The sequence below is a fragment of the Arthrobacter sp. Sr33 genome (assembly GCF_054511195.1).
Genome location: NZ_JBTNDD010000011.1, coordinates 25,082 through 43,184, shown reverse-complemented (window position 1 = coordinate 43,184; position 18,103 = coordinate 25,082). Strand labels below are relative to the sequence as shown.

The window sequence follows — 18,103 nt, the reverse complement described above, 5'->3', positions numbered from 1 at the left end:
CGGAGCCGAATAAACAATTCGGACAGAACCAACCAGATCGAATGCTGATGCTACTTTCTTCCTGTAGATTCGTGCTATTCCCCAGTGAACTGCTGGGATCTTGGTCCAAGATTGAGCATATGGGCAATTGCTGCAACAGATCGTTCCGCTGCCCGGCCATCTCCGTAAGGGTTTATGGCGTTGGCCATAGAATCAAACCATTCCTGATCATTCAGCAGGCGGTCGACCTCCGAAAAAATCCGGTTCTCATCGGTACCAATAAGGGCGACGGTTCCTGCCACCACTGCTTCTGGCCTTTCGGTATTGTCGCGCATTACGAGAACTGGTTTGCCCAGGCTTGGCGCTTCTTCCTGAACTCCTCCTGAATCCGTGAGTACTACATGCGCAATTGACAAAAGTCGAGTGAACTCGCCATAGGCCAGGGGTTCGGTCACAAGGACGTTTTGCTTGTCCGTGAGGAAAGGAAGAATTGCTTCACGCACAGCCGGGTTCTTGTGGACGGGCAAAACGATAGTCAAGTTTGGCTCGGCATCCGCGATTCTCGCTATCGCTCGGCCGACTCCTCGCATCGCGTCACCTTGATTTTCTCGGCGGTGCGTTGTTACCAACAGAATGCGGTTTTCGGAGGAAGCCAAATCCTCAAGAAGCGGATCAGTGAAGGGGAGATTTTTCTTGACAGTCTCGAACAGAGCATCAATTACTGTGTTTCCAGTCACGAAAATATCCTTCTCTTGCACATTTTCCGCAAGTAGGTTCTCTTTACTGGTATGTGTCGGCGCGAGGTGCAGGCTGGCGATTTGAGAAGTCATTTTCCGGTTTGCTTCTTCAGGGAAAGGCGAGAACAGGTTTCCAGATCGCAGCCCGGCCTCCACATGTACCACCGGGATACCTTGGTAGAATGCGGCAATTGCGGCCGCTGTGGAAGTCGTTGTATCACCTTGAACGATTACGGCGTCTGGTTTGGAAGTTTCAAATAACTTATCTAATCCTTCAATCGTTTTCGTCATTATGGAGTTCAAAGATTGACGTTGCTGAATTATGTTTAAGTCGTGATTGGGAGTAATCCCGAAGAGATTGTTAACTTGGTCCAACATGGCGCGATGCTGGCCAGTGACGGTAACCACGCAATCAAATATTTCGGACTTTTCGAGGGCGTCAACGATCGGAGCCATTTTGATTGCTTCCGGACGGGTCCCGTAGATGGGCATTATAGTTGGCACAAGTTGTCCCTATTCTCTTGTAGGCATTTCGGTATATAGACTACCCCAGCAGTAGCAGTGCCAAGATAAGACCCGGCACCGTCGGCCCTACTGTTACGACGCACGATTGAGGAAAGATCCTCTTCGGACTCCACCGACGGCCTGTTTGCAGGCTTCGGCCGGGGCATATGAGTGCCAAGGTCGGATCTCGTGCGGGTCCTAGGGCTGAGCGCGGCGTTGCGCAGTTCCGCTGAATACTGGCTCCGCAGTGAGGTGTCCGGCCGCAGGTAGTTACTAACCATGCTTTGCGGCTTCGACGACGACCCTAGTATCTGGCCTACCCCCGAAGCGTTACGCCACGCCGGTCGACGGGGATCGGGAACCGGCTGACGAAGCTAGCACCCCGCATGGGTGAACGCCTCGCCGCGGACATCATCGCCGCCCTGGATCAGCAAACAGTCACCGTCGTGGGAACGAACGCGGCGACCATCGTGCTACCCCAATTAGCCATGATGCTCGCTGACATCCGCGAATCCCGGGACACGGTCTTCACCCAGGTCGAAGCCCTCGTGGAGGCCCACCCTCTTCACCCGGTCCTGACATCGCTCCCGGCGGTCGGTGTCAGGACCGCAGCGCGAATCCTCATCGAGATCGTCGGGAAAGACTTCGCCTCCGCCGGACATCTGGCTTCCTACGCCCGACTGGCCCCAGTGACCTGGCGGTCCGGAACATCCATCCGCGGGGACCACCTGTCATGGAAGGGAACAAGATACTCAAAAGAGCCCTGTTTCTCTCCGCCTTGGCGGCGCTAAAGGACCCTCCATCCAGGGCCTACTACGACCGGAAACGGGCCGAGGGTAAACGCCATAACCAAGCTCTCATTGCACTCGCCCGCCGCCGCTGCGACACCCTCTACGCCATGCTCAGAGACGGCACCTTCTACGAACCACGACCGGCCACAGCCGCTTGACGAAAACCATAGAGGCACCCCCCGGATCATGGACGACTGGGGGCGGCAACCATGCCGGGGCAACAGGCCAGCACACAGGAACATGCCACGAAAAGGGTGACGGGGGAGGAGGGGGCAGCAACAGCGCGAATCACGCTCACCTCGATCTAGGTACGGTGTCCTTCTTCCGAAGTGGGTTCAGTGGGCCATTGGCCCGGATACCGAACTAAATAATCCCGCAGGTTACTAGAGTGCCGCGGCTAGATGGAACTTTTGGAAGCAGGGGGCTTCGCGCACTCAACACTGTTTTGGGTTAGGCAAATTAGTAGATTAGCGCGAGGGGCGCTAAAACCTCCTATCCTCAACAGCAGCCTCGGTGGACATGATTCCGGCCATACCTGGTACATCTTCGGCCAACCGAACTGTGACAAATAGTGCAACAAGTGTGGTGATCAGAGACGCTGTATAGGCGAGTTCAGGTAAGACGCTGACGTGGCAATGGGAGACGGATGCAGCTGTCCCACTCGACGCGAGCCGCAATATCGCAACCTTGATAAAGAACGGACAGCGGATATCCATCAGTTTGGGAGGGGTCCCATCCGGGTCGAAGTTGACTGGGGTAACTGTGCCGGCAAGGGGCCGGATGGGAAGGTACTCACTGTTATCACGTTGACCATGGTCAACGTGACCAACCTTAGTCTGACTGCGACTGCAAAGTAGGCTCGAAGTCATCGGCATTGGAGGCTCGGTGGCGAGGAGGGGGGCTAATCCCTGCTCGCCACCTTTCCGTCCACCGCTACTCTCCCTAAAGGGTTCACTGCGGTAGGCTCGGTATGTGCCGGATTGCCCGGCGTGACCGCAGCGCCGCAGTCACATGCCAACGTGGGGTGGGATGACTTTGCAGACGAAAATCACCGCTAACGCGACCGCGATGAAGCGATGGTTGAGCAAGGCGGAAGAGTCTCTGGGCAACCACAGCGACCGCCTCAATGCCATCAACATCTTCCCAGTGGCAGACGGCGACACCGGCACCAACCTCTACCTCACCGTCCGCGCCGCTTCCCACGCCGCCTCGGCAACCGACACCACCGATCTCGGCGTACTGCTCCGAGTCGCCGGTCAAGCCGCGATGGAAGACGCACGAGGTAACTCAGGCACCCTCTTCGCTGTGTTCCTCGCAGCTGTTGCCGAACCACTGCACCACCACACCAGACTCTCCGGACCCCTGCTTGCCACAGCTTTGCAGCGAGCCCAGATCCGCAGTTGGTCAGCCCTCAGCGACCCGGTGCCCGGCACCATGCTGTCCGTCCTTGAGGCGACGGCCCGCGGAGCGGCCATGGCAGACGGCGCCCAAAACGGAGACGACAGCAACCACGCCCTCGCCCTCACCCTGCAAGCCGCCGTTGAAGCCGCCCTGGAAGCCGTCATCCAGACCGAAAGCCAGCTCGGCGTTCTCACCGCGGCCAAGGTGGTGGATGCCGGGGGAGTGGGATTCCTCCTGATCATGGATGCGCTGCGGGCCGCCGCGCTCGGCGAAGAGCTGCAGGACGAACTCCTCGACGGACTCCACGGGTACGACATCCAGGCACCCCACATCCACAACGGCGGCGACGCCGAAGGCGTCGAAGTCATGTGCACCATCAACCTCAGCCCCCTCGACGCCGCCACTCTGCGGCTTCACCTGGACGAGCTCGGCGACTCAGTCATCATGAGCGCCGTCACCGAGGTCGAGGAAGGCTATCGGTGGCGTGTCCACGTCCACGTGCCCGAGCCCGAGCCGGCGCTGAAACTCATCCAGGAAGCCGGCCATCCAATCAACGTGTCAGTGACGCAACTGGCGTCGCCACGCCAGTCCGACTCGCCGCAGTACGGCGACGTGACTCAACTCAAGGACCCATCCACTTTCGGTGACTCATCCCCACTCAACGAATCGGCACGGCATAGTGAAGCCCAAGAGGCCAGTGGACAATAACATTACTGAGGAACTCAACGTTCCCCTTGCGGGGAGAATCGGTCTCAAGAACGCCAAGCTGTTTGCCGAGCATCTCCACCTTCATACGATTGGCCATCTGCTCAACCATGTCCCGCGCGCCTATTTCAAGCGGGGCGAGCTGACTCCGGTCAGCAGCGTGCCCTTGGGCGAGGACGTCACCCTGATCGCCCGGGTTCAGTCAGCCAACAAGCGGAAGATGCAGACTCGCAAGGGCTTCCTGTGCGAGGTGGTCATTACCGACGACGACGGCGGACGCCTCGGCAGCCTCAGCCTCACCTTCTTCAACGGACACAATGCCCACCGGGACCTGCGCCCCGGCGTGCACGCCATGTTCTATGGCAAGGTCACCGCCTATAAAAACCGGCTGACGCTCACCAACCCCGGGTACTCCCTGCTTGACGACGACGAGATGGTGGATCCGGCCTTCCTCGAGAGGCCCATACCGGTGTACCCGGCGGCGGCGAAGGTGGAAAGCAAGGACATTCAGAAGGCCGTCGGGAAGCTGCTCGACAGCCTGGTGCACTCCCAACTCAATGATCCGGTGCCACCGGAAATTGCTCGCCGCGACAAGCTGATGAACGTCACCCAGGCGTATGAGCTGATCCACCGGCCGCATGTCATCGAAGACACCTACCGAGCCAAACACCGGTTGCGCTACCAGGAGGCGCTGGTGCTGCAAACCGCACTTGCCCGACGTCGGGCCCTGACTTCGCTGGAAGAGGCGACGGCGCGTCCGTTCAGGTCGGGCGGACTGCTTGACCAGTTCGACGCCGAGCTACCTTTCACGCTGACCGACGGGCAGAAGACGGTGGGGGAGACGCTGGCCGATGAGCTTTCGTCGCCGCATCCGATGAACCGGCTGCTGCAGGGTGAGGTGGGTTCGGGCAAGACGCTGGTCGCGTTGCGCGCGATGCTCCAGGTGATCGACGCCGGCGGCCAGGCTGCGCTGTTGGCACCCACCGAGGTGTTGGCGGCTCAACATCTGCAGTCGATTACCCGAACGCTGGGTCCGCTGGGGATGGGTGGAATGCTTGGCGGTGCTGCCGACGGCACCAAGGTGGTGCTGTTGACCGGTTCCATGAGCACAGCGCAGCGTAAGCGGGCGATGCTCGATGCGGCCACCGGTGAAGCAGGCGTCGTCATTGGGACGCACGCGTTGCTGTCGGAGAATGTGAGCTTTTTCGATCTGGGGCTCATCGTGGTGGATGAACAGCACCGGTTCGGCGTTGAGCAGCGCGACGTGCTGCGGTCCAAGGCAACCAATTCGCCTCATGTGCTGGTGATGACGGCAACTCCGATTCCCCGCACTGTCGCGATGACGGTGTTTGGGGATCTGGATGTCTCGACGATGACCGAGCTGCCAGCCGGCAGGGCGCCGATCACCACCCACGAGGTGGGTCTCACCGAGCATCCAGGGTGGATACAGCGGATTTGGGCGCGTGCTCGGGAAGAGATCGACGCCGGTCGCCAGGTGTACGTGGTGTGTCCCAAGATTGGGGACCAGGAGGAGGATTCCACGGCTCTGGAGCTCTATTCGCCGGAAGCGGTGGGAGCACCCCGTGCGGCTCAGCAGGAGCTGACGTCGGTCAACGAGTTGTTCGAAAGCCTGCAGGAGATGCCGGTGATGCAGGGGGTGTCGATTGGGCTGTTGCATGGGCGGCTGGACCCTGTCGAGAAGTCAGCGACGATGGCTCGCTTCAATGACGGAAGCGTTCAGTTGCTGGTGTCGACCACGGTGATCGAGGTAGGCGTGGATGTTCACAATGCCACGATGATGGTGATCATGGATGCGGATCGGTTCGGTATTTCGCAGCTGCATCAGCTGCGCGGACGGGTTGGTCGTGGTGGGCATCCTGGGACCTGTCTATTGGTGACGCAACTCGATCCGGATCATCCCAGCAGGGAGAGGCTCGCCGCTGTTGCGTCGACCACGGATGGGTTTGAGCTGTCGCAGAAGGACCTGGAGCTGAGGCGTGAAGGCAACATCCTTGGTGCTTCGCAGTCCGGTGGCCGGTCAGCGCTGAAGTTTTTGCGGGTGGTCAAGGATGCGGCGATCATCGAGAAGGCCCGTGAGGATGCGCAGCAGATTGTTGCGGAGGATCTTGATCTAGTGGATCATCCGGAGCTGGCCGAGGCTTTGGATATCTATTTGAATCCCGTGAAGGAAGCGTACCTGGAGCGGGGCTAACCCAGCTAGGGATGGACCAGCCCCAAGCAACAATCTAAAACGGGGATGAGACAAGCAGGTTCAGCAGGTAGCTGCCGTAGCCGCTCTTCACCAGAGGTTCTGCGCGCGCCCGCAGTTCGTCGTCGGTCAAGAAGCCGACACGCCAGGCAATTTCTTCCGGTGAACCCACCTTCAGGCCTTGCCGGTGTTCGACCGTGCGAATGAAGTTGGAGGCGTCGTTGAGAGAGTCGAAGGTTCCGGTGTCCAGCCATGCGGTGCCGCGGGGGAGGATATCCACCTGTAGCTTTCCGGCCTCAAGGTAGATTCGGTTCACATCGGTGATTTCCAGTTCGCCGCGCGGGCTGGGAGATAGATTCTTGGCAATTTCTACAACATCGTTGTCATAGAAATAGAGTCCAGGCACGGCATAGTTACTACGCGGGTTGGCTGGCTTTTCTTCAAGAGAGAGTGCGCGGCCGTCGTCGTCGAACTCCACCACTCCGTAAGCGCTGGGCTCCGCCACCCAGTAACCAAAGACCGCGCCGCCGTCGACATCCTTGAATCGACGTAACTGAGTCCCCATGCCCTGTCCGTAGAAGATATTGTCTCCCAGGACCAAGGCGACGGTGTCGGAGCCGATATGATCCGCTCCGAGCACAAAGGCCTGGGCGAGGCCGTCGGGTGAGGGCTGCTGGACATAGCTGATCGAGACACCGAACTGAGAGCCGTCACCGAGTAAGCGCTCAAACTGGTCGGCATCATGGGGAGTGGTGATGATGAGGATGTCCCGGATACCCGCGAGGATCAAAGTGGATAGGGGGTAGTAGATCATCGGCTTGTCATATACCGGTACCAGCTGCTTGCTGATGCCATAAGTAATAGGGTGCAGTCGTGAGCCGGTTCCGCCAGCCAAAATGATTCCGCGCATGGGACTGATCATCCCGTACCGCTAACCGAACAACCAAAACGGCGCAAAAGGGGTGCGGCCTAGCGGGCGGGAACCGGCAGGTATGGTGATTTCATGCTTAAACTACTCGTCACTGGTGGCGCCGGGTTCATCGGATCAAACTTCGTGCACTATGTCTTGCGCAACACCGACTATTCGGTCACCGTTCTGGATAAACTCACCTACGCTGGCAATAAGGAGTCACTGCGTGGCCTGCCCGCTGACCGGTTCAGTTTCGTTCAGGGCGATATTTGCTACGTCGATATTGTCGATGCCTTGGTAGCTGACCACGACGTAGTAGTGCATTACGCCGCCGAGTCACACAATGACAATTCCTTGCATGACCCCCGCCCATTCCTCGACACAAACGTCATCGGCACCTACACCCTGATCGAAGCGGCTCGCCGTCACGGCAAACGCTTTCACCACATCTCGACGGATGAGGTCTATGGCGATCTTGAGCTTGATGACCCGGAACGGTTCACGGAGGCAACCCCGTACAACCCCTCCAGCCCGTATTCCTCGACAAAGGCTGCCTCGGACCTGCTGGTGCGTGCCTGGGTTAGGTCTTTTGGCCTCCAAGCCACGCTGAGCAATTGCTCGAATAACTATGGGCCCTACCAGCACGTTGAGAAGTTCATTCCTCGCCAGATCACCAACGTGATCGACGGCGTCCGACCGAAGCTGTACGGTGCGGGGGAGAACGTACGCGACTGGATCCATGCTGACGATCATTCGTCGGCGGTTCTGGCGATCATCGACAAGGGCGAGATTGGCCAGACCTACCTCATTGGCGCGGATGGTGAGAAGAACAACAAAGAGGTCATCGAGATGATTCTTGGGATCATGGGGAAGCCGACGACCGGCTACGAGCACGTCGTGGACCGCGCTGGACATGATCTTCGGTACGCCATTGATTCCACCAAACTGCGCTCTGAGCTGGGTTGGCGACCACAATTCGGTGAATTCGATAACGGTCTGGCCGCGACGATCGATTGGTACAAGGCCAACGAGCAGTGGTGGCGTCCACAGAAGTCTGCCACCGAAGCCAAATACAAGGGTCAGGGACAGTAAAGCCATGGAACTAGAATTTTCCCGGCCTCTCGCTGCGACCTCTACACCGATTCCCGGAATGACGGTTTATACCCTGCCCGTTCATGGCGATAACCGCGGCTGGTTTAAGGAAAATTGGCAGCGCGAAAAAATGTCGGCCCTGGGGTTGCCAGACTTTCAGCCAGTGCAAAACAACATCTCGTTCAACGAATCAGCTGGCACCACCCGCGGTATCCATGCGGAGCCCTGGGACAAATTTGTTTCGGTGGCCACTGGACGTATTTTCGGGGCCTGGGTCGACCTGCGCGAAGGTGAATCCCTTGGCACTGTTTACACCGCTGAGCTTGACGCGGGGAAGGCCATTTATATCCCGCGAGGGGTCGGTAACGCGTTCCAGACCTTGGAGGACAACACCGCCTACACTTACCTGGTCAATGACCACTGGAGCGCGGATGCGCAGGCAGCTTACACATTCTTGAATCTGGCCGATGAGACTGCAGCGATCGATTGGCCTATCCCGCTTGTCGATGCTCAGCTTTCCGATAAGGACCGGGCTCACCCTCGGCTCGCCGAAGTCACGCCTATGCCAGGTAAAAAGATCCTCGTCCTGGGGGCTACCGGCCAGCTGGGCAAAGCATTGCAAGAGGCGTACGACGGCGACGCGACGGTTGAGTTCGCAGGTCGTGCAGAGTTCGACTTACTGAATCCAGCTTCCTATAGCGAGCGAAACTGGCGCAACTATCGCGCCATCATCAACGCTGCCGCCTATACAGCGGTCGACACAGCGGAAACAGCGGAGGGGCGGAGGGATGCGTGGGCAGCCAACGTTGTTGCAGTTGCGCGGCTTGCCTCTGTCGCCAACACCCATGGGATCACTTTGGTTCATGTCTCGAGCGACTACGTATTTGACGGCACGCAGGGTCCGCACACCGAGGACGAAACTTTTTCGCCGCTGGGTGTCTATGGGCAGACGAAGGCAGCCGGGGACGCTGTGGTATCCGTGGTACCTCGGCACTACATTGTGCGGACCAGTTGGGTTGTGGGCGAGGGTGCAAATTTCGTGAAAACGATGACCTCCCTGGCGGGGCGTGGGATCAAGCCGAGTGTGGTCGATGACCAGATTGGGCGGCTGAGCTTTACTCAGGATATTGCGGGTGCCATCAGGCATTTGCTCGACACCGGAGCTGAGTACGGCACCTATAACGTGTCAAACACCGGTGGGGAGGCATCTTGGGCTGGCATTGCCCAACAGGTGTATGGGCTCAGCGGGCAGCCGGAGGACTCGGTTACGGGCGTAAGCACTGCCGAATATTTCAAGGATAAAGACGCGGCGCCTCGTCCTCTGAATAGTGTGCTGGCTTTGGACAAGCTGGAAGCGTCTGGTTACCGTCCTGCTGCTGCGGATGAGCGGTTGGCCGCCTATGTGAATGGCCGTGAATAGCGACGGGTCTATTGTTGGCCGCATGAGCACAACTGCGACTCCAGCGGGACTGGGGCGGGTAGCGACCAGCTCACCGGTTCGCCGATTCATGACTTCGTCTAGGAAATCATCATTGCAGTCGCAAGTACAGGGAACAAGATCCCGATCGGCATGAGCGCTATGCCCCCGCGTACGGCCGTTTGACTGGCTTTTCATCACCGCTCGTCTATCCCGCGCAACGTCGGTGACCGGAAGCGCGCAGCGACGCGGGCGTGAAGGTCACGGCGGCAGAGCGCGCCCCCTGAGATCCGTAGGTGGGGGTCTGCAGGACGTCCGACGCTGCGCAGACAGCTCGTTCACTGAGCAACGCTTAGGCCATGGAGCGAATGACTTCTAGGGTCCGCTGATCAAGGTGATGACGACGACGAGGACCTGGATCAGAACGAAGCCCCAGAGAGCTGAGGCGACGGCCCACCATGGATGCCTGGCTCTCAGGGCGAGGGCACCTCCAATCAGCCCGAGCACAACGGGTACGGCAAAAACCCAGATAGGGCGGGTGGCTCCAGACCCAGTCCAATCAGGGAAGAGGAGGACGACGATCACCGCAAGGAGCATCAGCGCCCAAGTAAAAACGGGCTTGGCAGTTCGTGGCGCCTGGTAATCGGCGTGGTCAGCAGAGGACATCGCTTCCCAGCCTCTTTTCTTCATCTCGGTGCCGAAGCATGGGCAACTTCAAAGCATTGCAGAGGCAGTACGTGAAGTAGGTGCTCACGGCTGCCGCTACCATTCGTTCTTGCGTCTTCATGCGGGAGGCGTTTGCCCGGATGTCTCGGACGATGGCTCGGTCGCAGGAACAGGCGAACTAGCCGCGGGAGCCGTAGCAGCGGTCGTGTGTGCGGCAGATCGAGTCAAGGACGTCCACGGCAACGCCTCCACCGTGCCCGGGACCGCACCAGTTTCCCCAGATCGGCACACTCGCCTGAATCGACAACTGACCCTCGGGCGCGGACTGCTGGGATGCTCCGAGCTGGTTGATGATCGTTCCCATTTCCAGCGTCGCCGGGTCGGCATTTGCGGCCTGCGCGGCATCGGTATCGAAGTGGGTGGAACCATCAGGTGCAGTGCGCATGAACTGCGTTGCCTTCTCGACGTCGCGATCGAAGGCTTTTATGGCGTTCCCCTTCGCATTGCCGTGGCCATTGCCGTTGGTCTTGCCGTTGGTCTTGCCGAGCGAGGTTGCAGCAGTATCCGCGGTTGCTGCAACGGAGGTCATCACCGGTGACGCTGCTGTCGCAGGAGATCCACCGGTCAGAATCAAAGCCGCTACCCCGAGAGCCGCCCACGAGCGCATGTTTGAGCAACCAAGGTTTGACGACGAAAATTTTGAGACCACTTCTTCCCCCAAGAAGTAAAATGCTCAGCGCTGCCTGATCAGCATGCGCTAGTAAGGCTGACAGAATGCGTGGAACATCTTCGTCGTCAATGCCGTTCGCATTTCAGCGCACCATCGGCGCCGGTTTCGACCCGGTGCTCAGGTATGGCATCGAATACGCCCAGGGCATCAGGGATCGTCCATAGGGGATCGGCTACGGCACCTCATCCTGGGAGGCCGAGCACGCGGCGCGATTAGCGGCCGCGGCGGAACAGAGCAGCACCACTGTCTGAGCGATGAGCGCAAGGAATGCGACACCTATGCCCGTCGGACCACCAGCTACTAGTTGAACCACCACGGCGGTCAGCAGCCCGGCGCCTGCCACGGGCCACATTATTTTCACCACCGGAAGGGCCGCCGCGTGCCCGGCGACCCACGCCGCGGAGGACGCCCTGGTGTGCCGGGTACGGATCCCGGCGGACCCGTTTACACCGATGGAGCCCTCGGCTGCCTGGCGTGTAACGGCAACGCAGACGGCTGGCAGGAGTAAGAGGGTGAACGAGAGAAAAATCAGGCCGACCAGTTCCTCAGGCACAGTCCTCTAATCTGGCACCGTGAACGGTGCAGGCATCGCGCCACGCTCCACCCAAGGCAGGCGTGCACGTTCGTCGGTAAGCTTTCACAGTCATGCCCTCGAGCTTATCGAGCCACCTGATACTCCACGATTCCTCTGAAGCGGGGTGGTGGCTGCACGTTCATATTGTCCGCACCATCGGCGCCCTCAACCATTCACCAGCAGCCGACGCCATCAGATGCACATGGTGGCAGGTTCTGAAGGTGTGGAGGACTAGTGGCCACTCCTTCTCCACATTGGCCCCAGTCGCTGGATCATTCGAACATGTGTTCGATAAAATTGGACCATGGCAATCACCCCTTTCGAGCAGCAGACCGATACTCCTCGGTATCTCGCCTGGTTGAACACCGAACTGTCGGGGATTGCTGACTCTTTTCGTTCGGAGAGTCTGGTCATGCCCACCCGTGAACTTGCCGAAATCGCGGTGGCTATCGAGCAGGTCGCCAGAACTGCCGAGCAGCTACAGCTGATTGTGGCACACGCGGTGGAACATCAGAATGTGGCGGTTGTCGGTGAGTCCGACCAGCGGATCAGTCTTGGAGTGTCCGACGGCGATTCCTCCAAGGGAGCGCTGAACCGCACGGGGTGCAGAGACAACGCTGAGTATCTTCGGAACACTTTGCGAATCAGCAAGAGTGATGCGAAGCGGCGGATTCGTGTATCTGGCCAGGTTTTGCCCACGGTTCAGCTGAATGGTCAGCCGCTTGCTCCTCGGCTGGAACATCTTGGGGCTGCGATTGCTCGATCGGAAGTCAGCAGCCAGGCGGCCACCTTGATCAGTTCGGCCATGGAAAGAGTCAAGCCGTTTGCTTCGTCCAAGGATCTGGACGAGATGGAGGCCACTCTGACTCGGCAGGCAGTTGTCTCGGATCTGGATGTGCTCAGGGTGTTGATTCAGCGGTGGGAGAGTTTGCTCAACCCTGATGGCTCTGAACCAACCGAAGAGGTTTTGCGTGCACGGCAGGGAGTTTTTCTCCGGGGCAAGCGTCATGGTCTGCACTTCATGGAGATCTCAGCGACCGACGAACAGTTCGAAGACCTGATCACGGTGATGTATTCAGCCACCAACCCAAGGGCCAGGGCAGGGCTGTCGGCTGCTGAAGCAGAAAAGCTGGGTGGCGTGGCTAAGACTTTAGGTGCAGGTGCAGGTGCAGCTGCGGGCACAGGTGCAGGTGCAGGTGCGGGCACAGATGGAGGTGTAGATGCCGGCGCACAGCCGTCTGGTGCCGGGGCGGATTCTTCGAACGCTGAGGCGACTTTGTTCGGTTCATCCGGAGATTCAGCTGCTCAGGGAGCAGGGACCATTCCGGAAGAGGAGCTTGATCGGTCGACGTGGGCGCAGCAGTTGCTGGATGGCTTGGTGGGTGCATGTCGAATTGCCTTGGCTAGCAGCACGCTTTCCGACGCCGGAGGGATGAGGCCGCAGGTGTTGGTCACCATCAACTACAAGGACTTGGTGGCCGATGTCGGTAGAGCTGGTCATGCAGCGTTTGGCGGCTTGATCAGTGCTCGGTCGATTCGTCGGATTGCCTGCGATGCGAATGTCTTACCCGTGGTGCTTGGAACGCAAGGCCAGGTTCTCGATGTGGGGAATCCTCGTCGTTTGTTTCCTCCCACTATCCGTAAAGCATTGGCCGCGCGGGATGGTGGATGTGCGTTTCCGGATTGCATGATGCCGTCGCCCTGGACCGAGGGTCATCACATCCTTCCGTGGAGTCGAGGTGGCCCGACCACCGTTGACAACGGAGTGTTGCTTTGCACCAGGCATCACCATCTGGTTCACCAAGATGAATGGAAGATCGAGGTGAGGGACCGGATTCCGTGGTTTGTTCCGCCGCGGTTTATCGATCCGGCGCAGAGACCTCGACAGAACCACTATCACCGGGATCATCCCCCTGAGCAGGATCGCAATCCGTTGGTTTCGGGTTGATGTGCCGTCTGACTTGCTAGGCTTCGCCGCCGAGGGGCTTCAATTGCCAGCGAATTTCCACTTGCTCGTCGGGGCAGTCCCGTTTGCAAGACCAGATCGTGGATCAGATCTGCGCCATGAGGGCCGGCACCGCAGCCGTGCCCTCAAGCCACTGGGTCTGGTCCTGACGATCAAGGTTGTCCGTTCGTGCCTACAGAAGCCGCTCGTCCATGACGAGTGCGTTTATGAGGCGTTGTGGTTTGCTGAGCAGTGCATGGGACGTCATGCGCGCGTCCGCTGGCACGTTGCGGTCGGCCTAGAGGCCCTCGACGGCTTCCAATCGTCCGGAACGAACCGCGTTGGCGAAGGCCCGGTAATCCTGCTCGTTCTGGTCCGCGTAGCGCTCGGAGAAGTCGGTGATCGACACGTCGAATTTAGCGCTTTTGCCCATATAGGCAGCGATCGCGACCGGGTCACCGGAGCGGGCATGCGCCCGGGCCAGGGTCCAGCCGCAGATTCCGGCGTAGATGGTCATGTTGAGCGGTTTCATTCCCTCCACGACGGCTGAGCCCTTCATATCACGTAACTGGCGCCAGTACAGGTACCGGTTTTCCTGCGCGCCCTCGGTCCACCCCAGGAAGATGTCGCTTGCTGCCTGCATCATCCGCTGCCCCTGCACCACGCGCTCGCCCGGCTGTTTGAACTTGCTCTTAGGTAAGTGGTCCTCGAGCACGGATCGCGTGGCCTCCTTGAGTTGCAGGAACAACGGGTCTTCCTGATCGCGCCCCTGGAGCAAAGCGATGAACGCCCGGGTGCCAACGCTGCCGACGCCGACAACCTTGCGGGCGACGTCGATGACTTCGAACCGTTCGAGCAGGTGACGCCGGTCGTCCTGGAGCGTGGCCCGGTAGGAACGGAGCTGCTCGCTGATCACATGCTCAAGTTCATCGGCAGACATGCCGAGCGATCCGCCCAGCTCCCGGGCCGGGATGACTATCGGCGGCTGACTGACGATCCGGTACTTCCCGTCCACGAGTTCGCCAAGCTTGGAGAGGGCCTGCAGACTGTCCCGGGTGCGGGCCTTGGCGATGTTTTTCCGCGCCGTCTTCTCCAGGCCCTCGGCTTTCTTGAGGGTCTTGCCCTTGGGCGTCGACGCAGCCATGTTGATGGTTTCCAGTAGCTGTTCCTCGGATAGCTGGGCGTACCAGATGTCCAGAGTGCGCATTTGCGCGAACTCGGCCATCGCTTCCCGATAGGCCCGGACCGCGGTCAGCGTCACATCGTGTGTTTCTGTCCTGGTGAAGGCATTGTTCTGGGCAGCGATGGTGAAGCTCGCGGACATGCGCTTGACGTCATATTCAAACGGTCCCGGGAGCGTCTCGTCGAAGTCATTGAGGTCAAAGAGCAGGTTCCGCTCCGGCGAGGCAAATACGCCAAAGTTCGACAGGTGGGCGTCTCCGCACAGCTGGGTGATCAGGCCGGCCCGTGGAGTGTCCTTCAGATCAGCGGCCATGATCTTGGCCGCACCCCGGTAGAAGGTGAACGGCGAGGCCAGCATCCGGCCGTGCCGCACCGGCACAAGGTCCTGTTCCCGGGTGCGGTTCTGCTCCTCGAGGAGCGCGACCGGATCCGGCCGACCGGGATCGGGAACCCACCCCGTTGGGCTGGAGACCGGCGTTTTCTTCCGGCAACTCTTGCCCTTCGCGATCCGCTCCTCAACGCTCCGGTGCTTGATTCTGGATTCGGCCATGACCGGGGACCTCCCTTTGCATCAGGAACCACCACCGGCACTGGCCACCAGGGAATAGGTCCTTGCGGAGCGCGCCCGCGTGTCTTGGCTCAATAGGGCGATTATGGCCCCGACCTGACCCATCGTCAACGCGCGCTGCTGAATGATCCGGCCCAGGGGTCGACATGCTGAAGGCGGGTCGTCCGAAGACACCTGTGATGCTCATGGAGCACAGTCATACGTTCCACCAGAACTCTGTCGAAGCGCGTCCTACGTTGAGTGGTATCCGTGCAGCCTTTGGCGTTAAGAACGTTCCAGCCCGGTCTTGGTGGAACGGCTGTTGCGGGTAGATGGGCAGGGGAGTTACAACGCAGGAGTGGGTGATATCGGCCATGATGAATTACCGGGCGGCGAACACGGTACCGTGCTAACGGCGGCAGGCGTCTCACGGAGTCGAATCCGGGTGACACGCTGCCCCGTCCTCCTGCCCAGAACATCTGCGGTACCGGCATCCTGAAAGCGCTGATTCGGCCTCAGCTGAGCATCGAATACTCACCATGATGGCTGCAACTCAAACGGAAACCACTTCTGCGGTTCGAACTGGGCTCACGTGGCGGCTCGACCGTCGATGCCTCCTTGATGTACCCCAAGGCCCTGGAGCAGGGCGACCACAAGCCGATCGGCATACGGGTCGCTGATACGACAACGAGCGATCACATAACGTCGCCACGAAGCGATCACATAGCGACGCCAAGAAGCGATAGCATCCACAGTCATTGAGTGTCGAGTGTCGAGTGTCGAGTTTTGAGTTCCTGGGTCCTGGCGACTAGCGACTGGCGACAGGTTCTCTCGGCACCGCCGGGGACACCCGGGTTCTTGCTCGGCACCGCGGGACCTTCGACTCTATGTCGTCGGCTGGGACAGCGGTCGAATGAAGAGTGGGTGAATCGGTGGGGGCCGCAGACTCCGGATTGACGGCATTTGGTCTCTAGATGATGATCACCCCTCCAGGAAAGATGAGGATCCCCCTCCAGGAAGCCACGGATATGTCAAAAGAGCAGCGAACCAGTTCGCCGTCCCCGACCGTTCCGGCCGAGCCGAGCCGACTGAGCACCATCCTCGATAGACCATGGGTAGGACTCGCAGCCACTGTGGCTGTGACGGTCGGGTATGCACTGATGGCCGGTTGGCTGACTCCCCGAGGCCCACTGACGGAGGTCGATGCCGTAGCTACTGTGGCGATAAGTCTGCTGGTCGGCACCGCCAGCGGCGTCGCCCTTCGCTCGCGGTGGGCGGTTCTTATTGCGCCAGTACTTTTCCTCGTATCGTTCGAACTCGTCCGTGCAGGTGTTCAAGGCCCAACCGTGGACGAAATTCAGCTCAACTCGATCTACGGCGTCGTCGCGTTTGTTACCGGACGCGGGTTCCACGGCCTTCTGGTGCTGATCCCGATGATGTTTGGCGCAATCCTGGGCGCTGCGCTCGAACGGCGGAGAGTGCAGCGCAACAGCCAGAATCCTAGCGCTCCAATTCGTCGGCGGACACGGACAGTCCTGCTCCGCGGGCTGACGGCCCTGACCGGCGTGTTCGTTCTTCTACTCGGCTTCTTTGTCGCGTTGCCGGGCTCCACAGACGCTATCTTGGCCGAGGACGGCACACCCGTGCCGGGAAGCGTCTCCGAGTTCGCAAGTGTGGATGTCGGAGATCATCAGCTGAGCGTAATGATCCGAGGACGCAGCGATACGAACCCGGTCCTCCTGTTCCTTGCGGGAGGTCCCGGAGGAACCGAATTGGGAGCGATGCGTAACCACGGGGAAGCCCTGGAGGAGGATTTTGTCGTCGCGACCCTCGACCAGCGAGGCACCGGCAAGTCGATGGACCAGTTCGAGCCGGCGTCAACCCTCACGCTGGAGAACGCAATTAGCGACGCACTAACTGTCACTGAGTATCTTCGCCAGCGGTTCGGCCAGGACCGTATCTACCTGGTGGGACAATCGTGGGGTTCAACGCTCGGGGTCCTCCTTGCGGATCGTGAACCGCAGTTCTACCAGGCCTTCGTTGGCGTCGGCCAAATGGTGAGCCAGCGTGCCACTGACATCATCTTTTATGAGGATGCGCTGGAGTGGGCGCGCACCACAGGCGACGTCGGGCTGGCGACCACGCTTGAAGCGTACGGTCCGCCGCCCTACACCGACATCAGGGGCTACGAACCGGCGATCGGAACCGAGCAATTGGTTCATCCGTACGACCGAACGCCGAACGCGGAGGGTTCAGGTCAGAATTCCGAAGGGCTTTTTGTTGAGGAGTACTCCAACGTTGAGAAGGTCCGGAACCTCGGCGCCACCCTCGACGTTTTCGCTGCGCTCTATCCGCAGCTGCAAGAGATTGACTTTCGAGAACAGGTGACGACCCTGGATATCCCCGTGTATCTGGCGCAGGGGCGTTACGAGGCTCCTGGCCGTGCCGTCCTCGCGCAAGAGTGGTACGAAGTGCTGACCGCCCCCTCCAAGGAACTACGTGTGTTTGAGACCTCAGGGCACCGACCAATGTGGGAGCAGCCAACCGAGTTTCACCGGCTTATGTTGGAGGTGCTGCAGGATACGAGCGGATAGGAAGCCCCCGGTTTGCCATCTATGGCAGGTCGACCGCACCCGCTTATGGTCTGTACTTCCGCCCGCAACAGCACCCACCAGCAACCTGATGGCGGCCCCGATCCCGGCGCCGCCATATTG

At 59.7% G+C, this 18,103-nt stretch carries 12 protein-coding genes and 1 pseudogene; 7 read left to right on the top strand and 6 right to left on the bottom strand.

Annotation, left to right across the window (positions count from 1 at the left end; translation table 11 throughout):
* Positions 1 to 74: 74 nt before the first annotated feature.
* Positions 75 to 1,220, bottom strand: a complete 1,146-nt coding sequence (wecB, locus tag ACX80T_RS14075; RefSeq protein ID WP_459304715.1) for a non-hydrolyzing UDP-N-acetylglucosamine 2-epimerase — start codon at positions 1,218 to 1,220, stop codon at positions 75 to 77.
* Positions 1,221 to 1,493: 273 nt separating this feature from the next.
* On the opposite strand from wecB, the pseudogene ACX80T_RS14070 reads away from it, so the two are divergent.
* The 3 genes and pseudogenes from ACX80T_RS14070 to ACX80T_RS14060 form a co-directional block, all read left to right on the top strand.
* Positions 1,494 to 2,169 (top strand): annotated as a pseudogene (locus ACX80T_RS14070) (transposase); the annotation flags it as partial.
* Between the two features lie 910 nt (positions 2,170 to 3,079).
* Complete coding sequence (locus ACX80T_RS14065) at positions 3,080 to 4,120, top strand: DAK2 domain-containing protein (protein WP_459304790.1); 1,041 nt, start codon at positions 3,080 to 3,082, stop codon at positions 4,118 to 4,120.
* Between the two features lies 1 nt (position 4,121).
* The gene (locus ACX80T_RS14060) at positions 4,122 to 6,329 is read left to right on the top strand and encodes an ATP-dependent DNA helicase RecG (protein ID WP_459304789.1); all 2,208 of its coding nucleotides are present in this window, start codon (positions 4,122 to 4,124) and stop codon (positions 6,327 to 6,329) included.
* Between the two features lie 34 nt (positions 6,330 to 6,363).
* Here the strand turns inward: ACX80T_RS14060 and rfbA are convergent, their stop codons facing one another.
* Complete coding sequence (rfbA, locus tag ACX80T_RS14055) at positions 6,364 to 7,236, bottom strand: glucose-1-phosphate thymidylyltransferase RfbA (protein WP_459304714.1); 873 nt, start codon at positions 7,234 to 7,236, stop codon at positions 6,364 to 6,366.
* A 93-nt stretch (positions 7,237 to 7,329) separates the two neighbouring features.
* On the opposite strand from rfbA, the gene rfbB reads away from it, so the two are divergent.
* Both rfbB and ACX80T_RS14045 read left to right on the top strand, forming a co-directional pair.
* Positions 7,330 to 8,328 carry a dTDP-glucose 4,6-dehydratase gene (rfbB, locus tag ACX80T_RS14050; protein ID WP_459304713.1) on the top strand — a complete coding sequence of 333 codons (999 nt, stop codon included), beginning with the start codon at positions 7,330 to 7,332 and terminating at the stop codon, positions 8,326 to 8,328.
* A gap of 4 nt (positions 8,329 to 8,332) precedes the next feature.
* Positions 8,333 to 9,748: a sugar nucleotide-binding protein gene (locus ACX80T_RS14045; RefSeq protein WP_459304712.1), complete on the top strand. Its 1,416-nt coding sequence runs from the start codon at positions 8,333 to 8,335 to the stop codon at positions 9,746 to 9,748.
* 372 nt (positions 9,749 to 10,120) lie between these two features.
* On the opposite strand, the gene ACX80T_RS14040 is transcribed toward ACX80T_RS14045, so the two are convergent.
* From ACX80T_RS14040 to ACX80T_RS14030, 3 genes are all read right to left on the bottom strand, one after another.
* Positions 10,121 to 10,411, bottom strand: a complete 291-nt coding sequence (locus ACX80T_RS14040) for a hypothetical protein (protein ID WP_459304711.1) — start codon at positions 10,409 to 10,411, stop codon at positions 10,121 to 10,123.
* A 178-nt stretch (positions 10,412 to 10,589) separates the two neighbouring features.
* Complete coding sequence (locus tag ACX80T_RS14035) at positions 10,590 to 11,000, bottom strand: hypothetical protein (RefSeq protein WP_459304710.1); 411 nt, start codon at positions 10,998 to 11,000, stop codon at positions 10,590 to 10,592.
* A 313-nt stretch (positions 11,001 to 11,313) separates the two neighbouring features.
* A complete protein-coding gene (locus ACX80T_RS14030; RefSeq protein WP_459304709.1) occupies positions 11,314 to 11,694 on the bottom strand; it encodes a hypothetical protein in 381 nt (126 codons plus the stop codon).
* A 325-nt stretch (positions 11,695 to 12,019) separates the two neighbouring features.
* Here ACX80T_RS14030 and ACX80T_RS14025 point away from each other — a divergent pair, with 325 nt between their 5' ends.
* Positions 12,020 to 13,663 (top strand): HNH endonuclease signature motif containing protein, encoded by a 1,644-nt coding sequence (locus ACX80T_RS14025; protein ID WP_459304708.1) that lies wholly within the window; start codon positions 12,020 to 12,022, stop codon positions 13,661 to 13,663.
* A gap of 295 nt (positions 13,664 to 13,958) precedes the next feature.
* On the opposite strand, the gene ACX80T_RS14020 is transcribed toward ACX80T_RS14025, so the two are convergent.
* Entirely contained in the window at positions 13,959 to 15,392 is a 1,434-nt protein-coding gene (locus tag ACX80T_RS14020; protein ID WP_459304707.1) for a DUF2252 domain-containing protein, read from the bottom strand.
* A 995-nt stretch (positions 15,393 to 16,387) separates the two neighbouring features.
* On the opposite strand from ACX80T_RS14020, the gene ACX80T_RS14015 reads away from it, so the two are divergent.
* A complete protein-coding gene (locus tag ACX80T_RS14015) occupies positions 16,388 to 17,983 on the top strand; it encodes an alpha/beta fold hydrolase (RefSeq protein ID WP_459304706.1) in 1,596 nt (531 codons plus the stop codon).
* The last annotated feature ends 120 nt before the right edge of the window (positions 17,984 to 18,103 follow it).

Coding starts and splice junctions, on each gene's coding strand:
- ACX80T_RS14065 (WP_459304790.1), top strand. CDS start 3,080: ATGAAGCGATGGTTGAGCAAGGCGGAAGAGTCTCTGGGCAACCACAGC.
- rfbA (WP_459304714.1), bottom strand. CDS start 7,236: ATGCGCGGAATCATTTTGGCTGGCGGAACCGGCTCACGACTGCACCCT.
- rfbB (WP_459304713.1), top strand. CDS start 7,330: ATGCTTAAACTACTCGTCACTGGTGGCGCCGGGTTCATCGGATCAAAC.
- ACX80T_RS14045 (WP_459304712.1), top strand. CDS start 8,333: ATGGAACTAGAATTTTCCCGGCCTCTCGCTGCGACCTCTACACCGATT.
- ACX80T_RS14040 (WP_459304711.1), bottom strand. CDS start 10,411: ATGTCCTCTGCTGACCACGCCGATTACCAGGCGCCACGAACTGCCAAG.
- ACX80T_RS14035 (WP_459304710.1), bottom strand. CDS start 11,000: ATGACCTCCGTTGCAGCAACCGCGGATACTGCTGCAACCTCGCTCGGC.
- ACX80T_RS14025 (WP_459304708.1), top strand. CDS start 12,020: ATGGCAATCACCCCTTTCGAGCAGCAGACCGATACTCCTCGGTATCTC.
- ACX80T_RS14020 (WP_459304707.1), bottom strand. CDS start 15,392: ATGGCCGAATCCAGAATCAAGCACCGGAGCGTTGAGGAGCGGATCGCG.
- ACX80T_RS14015 (WP_459304706.1), top strand. CDS start 16,388: ATGAGGATCCCCCTCCAGGAAGCCACGGATATGTCAAAAGAGCAGCGA.